Annotated in this window: 3 protein-coding genes and 1 pseudogene; all 4 read left to right on the top strand. The window is 60.5% G+C overall.

Features of this window, described 5'->3' with window-relative positions:
• Positions 1–1,552: pseudogene (locus ACRXB1_RS29205) on the top strand (AsmA family protein); the annotation flags it as partial.
• A 182-nt stretch (positions 1,553–1,734) separates the two neighbouring features.
• Positions 1,735–2,007 carry a helix-turn-helix domain-containing protein gene (locus ACRXB1_RS29200; protein ID WP_061999500.1) on the top strand — a complete coding sequence of 91 codons (273 nt, stop codon included), beginning with the start codon at positions 1,735–1,737 and terminating at the stop codon, positions 2,005–2,007.
• Positions 2,004–3,263, top strand: a complete 1,260-nt coding sequence (locus tag ACRXB1_RS29195; RefSeq protein WP_449494004.1) for a type II toxin-antitoxin system HipA family toxin — start codon at positions 2,004–2,006, stop codon at positions 3,261–3,263. The genes ACRXB1_RS29200 and ACRXB1_RS29195 overlap by 4 nt, the downstream gene beginning before the upstream one ends.
• Positions 3,264–3,844: 581 nt before the next feature.
• Positions 3,845–5,366: methyl-accepting chemotaxis protein (locus ACRXB1_RS29190; protein ID WP_449494003.1), on the top strand; the 1,522-nt coding region annotated here is incomplete at its 3' end.

Raw genomic sequence — 5,366 nt, 5'->3', positions numbered from 1 at the left:
GCCGTCCTCGCGGAACTGGCCGACGAGCCGTCCTTCGGTTGCATACGGCGGCGTGTTCGCGTTGCAGGACGCCACGCGGCCGTTCCCGGTGTAGGCGGATGTTCGTATTGGCGACACGCATATTGCGTTTGTCGGGACGGTGACCGACCCGGCGCATCTGGGCGCGCTCGATCTGCGCCTCTGGTTGCAGGGTGTGAGTCTCGATCACCTTTATCCGATTGTTGGCGTGACGCTGCCGACCACGCCGCCGTATGCGACCGAAGGACGGCTCGTCGGCCAGTTCCGCGAGGACGGCAACGTCTTCAAGTACGAGAACTTCACCGGCCGCGTCGGCGGCAGCGACCTGAACGGCTCGCTGACGTTCGTCGGGCGCAAACCTCGGCCGTTGCTCTCGGGCGAGCTTGTATCGAACCTGCTGCAGTTCTCGGATCTGGCACCGATCATCGGCGCCGATTCCAACGCCAGCAAAGCCAAGCGCGGAGAGACGGAGAAACAGCCGTCGGCCAAGGCATTGCCTGCCGAAGAGTTCAAGACCGACCGATGGAAGGCCGTCGATGCCGACGTGAAGTTCACCGGCCGCAAGATCGTCAAGGACCCGGCGCTGCCAATTTCGGACCTTTACACGCATGTCGTGATGAAGGATGGCGTGCTGTCGTTCGAGCCGCTGAAGTTCGGCGTGGCGGGCGGGACGTTGTCATCGGATATTCACCTCGATGGCAGCACGACGCCGCTCAAGGGCCGCTTCTCGACCTCGGCGCGGCATTTGAAGCTCAAGCAGCTTCTGCCGACCGTCAAGACCATGCAGTCCGCCTTGGGCGAAGTGAACGGCGACGCCGCGTTGTCCGCGACCGGCAATTCCCCGGCTGCGCTCGCCGGCACGATGAACGGCGAAGTGAAGACGCTCATCACCGATGGCACCGTCAGCCGCCTGTACATGGAAGCGGCCGGCTTGAACGTGGCGAATGCGGTGTACGAGAAGCTTTTTGGCAAACGCGACGTGAAGATCAACTGCGCCGCCGCCGATTTCGTGGCGACGAACGGCGTGCTTGAGTCGCGCGTGTTCGCTCTCGATACCGACGACGCCGTCATCAACATGGACGGCACGATCAACCTCAAGACCGAGGAGATGAATCTTGGCATTCATCCGCACACGAAGGGCTTCCGGGTGTTTTCGCTACGCTCGCCGCTCTACGTGAAGGGGACATTCAAGGACCCGCACGTGGGCGTGGATGCCGGTGCGCTGGCCGCGCGTGGCGCGGCGGCGGTCGGGCTCGGATTGATCAATCCGTTTGCCGCACTGATTCCGTTGATTGCGCCGAGCAACAACCAGCCGCTGCCGTGCACGCAAATGCTGGCTGACATGCGCAAGGCGCCGTCGGCCCCGCCGCCCGGGCAGAAGCAAGCGGCGAAAGGTGCGCCCGGATATATGGAGCCGGGGGTGTCGAACCCGGCTGCGGCGTCGGTTCCCGGTGCGGCGGCTGCGAAAGGCAAAGCCAAGGCTCAGCCGGTAGCGCCTTCACCGGCAAGTGCGGCGGCTTATCGGGGGAGTTGATCGCTGGTTTTGGTTAGCGTACGTAAAACGGCAAATGCGCATTAAAATGCGCATTTGCCGTTTTCCTATCTAAAAAGCGCAAGATAACGCGCAATTTCAAGTTATGGCGTCGCAGGCATATCAAAACATGCCAATGCGTAAAATAATGCTCAAAAAATTAATAAAGCCTATAATTGAGCATCATGACGCGCAAAAAATCCGATCCTATCAGTAATTCGGAGCGAGTCGCCGCTGAGCTCAGAAAGCTCCGGCGTGAGCTTCGTATGAATCAGCAGACGCTCGCCGACCGCGCAGGCGTGTCGCGGCGAACGATCACGAACGCGGAGACCGCGCAGAATGTCGGTCTTCATGAGTTCTGCCGAATGGCGAACGCGCTGGGTTACGACCTGACCTTGCGTCCGAAAGATACCGTGGTCTACGAGGACCTGGATTTCTTTTTCCGGGAGGAGGAATGAACACGCCTGCTTCCACTTTCGACATCGAAAAGCTTTTCGACAAAATCCGTCAACTCGATGTCCACACGCCCCAGGGCATCGCCGGATTGCTGGCGAAGGAAAGCACGTTTGTCTTCAATTACGGCGACGTCGAGCCAAGCGCGGCTGTCTCGCTGACCATGCCCGTTCGCCGCAAGAGTTACAGCAGCGGCGCGTTGATGAGCGTCTTCGCCATGAACCGGCCGGAAGGCTATCTGCGTTACATCATCGAAGAAAGACTGGCGCGCTTTGGCACGCCGAGCGACATGTTCCTGTTGTTTCTCGCCGGCCGGAACCAGATCGGACGGCTGACCTATGCGCTGCGCGGCGAAGCAGTGCCCGAAGGCGAGGGCGAGCAGCTCGACGAATTGCTGTCTTCGCCTTCGGGGCAACTGTTCGAGCGGCTCGTGAGCAAGTACGCGCTCGGGTCTGGTATCTCGGGCGTGCAACCCAAGACGGTCGTGCCGCTGCTTCCGGCGCCGGCCGAGCCTGCTACCGTCGATTCACACGCTGCATTGCCGCTCAAGACGGTGATCGTGAAAGCGGAGGGTGACGACTATCCAGGCATCGCGCGCAACGAGTTCCTTTGCATGTCGGTGGCGCGGGAAGCGGGTTTCGAAGTGCCGGACTTCTGGCTGTCCGACGACGGTCTTCTGTTTGTCATGGCCCGGTTCGACCGCACGCCGGACGGCGCGGCGCTTGGTTTCGAGGACATGAGCGTGCTGACGGGCAACGAGAAGTATCGCGGCAGTTACGAGATGATCGCGCGTGCAGTGGAGGTGTACACGGGTGCGGATTTCCGCGCACAGGCCACGCGGCTGTTCGAGCGTGTGGCGTTGTCGTGCTTTCTGCGTGACGGAGATGCCCACATGAAGAACATAGGCCTGCTGTACTCGGATCCAACCGGACCGCGCCGCGTTTCGCCTATTTACGATGTCGTCTGTACGGGCATCTATCCGTCGCTCGATGGCCGCATGGCGCTGAACCTGAACAAGTCCAAGGTGTTCCCGGTGCCCGAACAGCTCGCGGCTTACGGTGAACGCCTGGGCCTGAAACGCGGCGAGGCAGAAGCGGTGCTGTTGCGCATCGATACCGCTTTCGACGCCGTCGCCGACCATCTCGCCGCCGACGAACGATATCGAGCCGATGACCTCCTTTCCCGCATCCGTGGCGAGGTTCGTCGAACGGGCCCGTTGCCGTTTACCAATCCGAGAAGACCCGCCGGTGGTTTTCGCTGAGCGCTGGCCGCCATGCCAAAAGCGCGCATTGAGTCAGACGTGTTAATTCGTGCTGCATCAGCAGCTTAGGTTTCAGGTCCCGCACTTATCAACAAGCCTGCCCACAATTTTTGGGGATAACTTGCCTGCCGTGACACGGATCGCCTGAAGCAGGCAAACGTGTATCAAAACCAGTCGCAGCTCGATTCCCAATTCGAATCAGAGGCTTACAGACATAAGCTCATGCTTGTCCACAGGGCCATCAACAGTTTGTGTGCACAAGTCGATGAACCGTCGACGCGCCAACCACACGCTTTGATCGCTATGAAGCGGTGGCTGAAAACCGTTTGCTATCAATGTCGTTCGGCGCTTGTCAGAACGTTTTCAACAGGGTGCTCCCCAGTTTCTGTGCATAATTTTTGTCGAGTTCGTGCACGCAATATTTGCCGGAAAACAGCCGCAGCCGGGCGCCATTAGCAGATAACAGACAGATCTACGCATTAATCCGCTAGCCGTTTTGTTTTCCGTCTTAAAATTGCGCCGACGTTCCTTGTCCGTCGCCTCCGCGCGCCCGTCCCCACCATTACTGAAAAGGTTCATGCGTGAAGCAGTTGACCATTCGAAACCGGATTCTTGCGAGCTTTGGCGTGATCCTGGCGTTGATGCTTGTGATGGCCGTGGTGTCGTACGCGTTGTTCAGCGACATCGATCGTGACGCGCATAGCCAGGAAGTCGATTCCTCACCGGGCGTTTATCTCGCGACGACGATCCGCGCGTCGTGGTTCGAGAACTACACGGTGACGCAGCGGTTGATCTACATCGATACCGAGCCCGATCAGATCAAGCGCGACACGCAGCGTGCAGCGGAGACGAAGGACTCGCTGGACAAGCTGATGGACAAATACGCAGCCACGATCTTCGACGACGAGGACCGTCGCCTCTTCAACAATTTCAAGCAGCAACGCACGCTCTACGCGCCGGTTCAGGGGCAGATCCTCGATGACCTGGCGGTATCGAAGGCCACGGCAGCAACGGCGTTCAACACCCAGCTCACGCCGATCTGGGAAGCGGGCAGGACCGCGATCCGCGAGCTGGTCGAGCTGAACAATTCACAGCAGATCAGGTCGGCGCAGAGCATTCGCCAGTCGGTCACGAAAGCTGAAATAACGCTGCTGGTCGTGCTTCTCGTGACATTCGTGGTGGCGGCTTGGGCGGGCTTCCTGTTGCTCAAGGCCATCACGATCCCCATGCGGCGCCTGGTCGAAGTGGTCGATGCCATGCGTACCGGCGATCTTTCGCAGCGCCTGCACCTTGAGCGCGGGGATGAATTCGGCACGCTCGGCACGGGTTTTAACCGCATGACCGATGAACTCACGGGTCTCGTCGGCCAGGCGCAGAAGTCGGCGGTGCAGGTGACCACGTCCGTGGCGGAAATTGCCGCGACTGCGCGCGAACAGCAAGCCACGGCGAGCGAAACGGCGGCCACGACCACGGAGATCGGCGCGACATCGCGGGAAATCTTTGCGACGTCCCGCGACCTCGTGCGCACGATGAACGAAGTCTCCGGCGTCGCCGAACAGTCGGCGCAACTCGCCGGTACGTGTCAGATCGGCTTGACGCGCATGGAAGACACCATGCGCCTGGTAATGGAAGCGGCCGGCTCGGTGAACGGCAAGCTGGCGATCCTGAACGAGCGCGCGAGCAACATCAACCAAGTGGTCGCCACCATCACGAAGGTCGCCGACCAGACCAATTTGCTGTCGCTGAACGCGGCTATCGAAGCGGAGAAGGCGGGCGAATACGGGCGCGGTTTCGCGGTCGTTGCGACCGAGATCCGCCGGCTTGCGGATCAGACGGCGGTTGCAACCTTCGATATCGAACAGATGGTGAAGGAGATCCAGTCGGCGGTCGCCGCCGGCGTGATGGGCATGGACAAGTTCTCCGAAGAAGTGCGGCGCGGCATGACCGACGTACAACAGGTCGGCGGCCAGTTGTCGCAGATCATCATGCAGGTGCAGACGCTCGCGCCACGTTTCGTGATGGTCAACGAAGGCATGCAGACGCAGGCGACGGGCGCCGACCAGATCACGCAGGCGCTCGCGCAACTGTCCGAGGCCGCGCAGA

This window comes from Caballeronia sp. M23-90 (assembly GCF_053574605.1).
This window is presented reverse-complemented; position numbering and strand designations above follow the sequence as displayed.

Excerpts from the sequence above, each read along its gene's own strand:
- ACRXB1_RS29200 (WP_061999500.1), top strand. The coding sequence starts at position 1,735 with ATGACGCGCAAAAAATCCGATCCTATCAGTAATTCGGAGCGAGTCGCC.
- ACRXB1_RS29195 (WP_449494004.1), top strand. The coding sequence starts at position 2,004 with ATGAACACGCCTGCTTCCACTTTCGACATCGAAAAGCTTTTCGACAAA.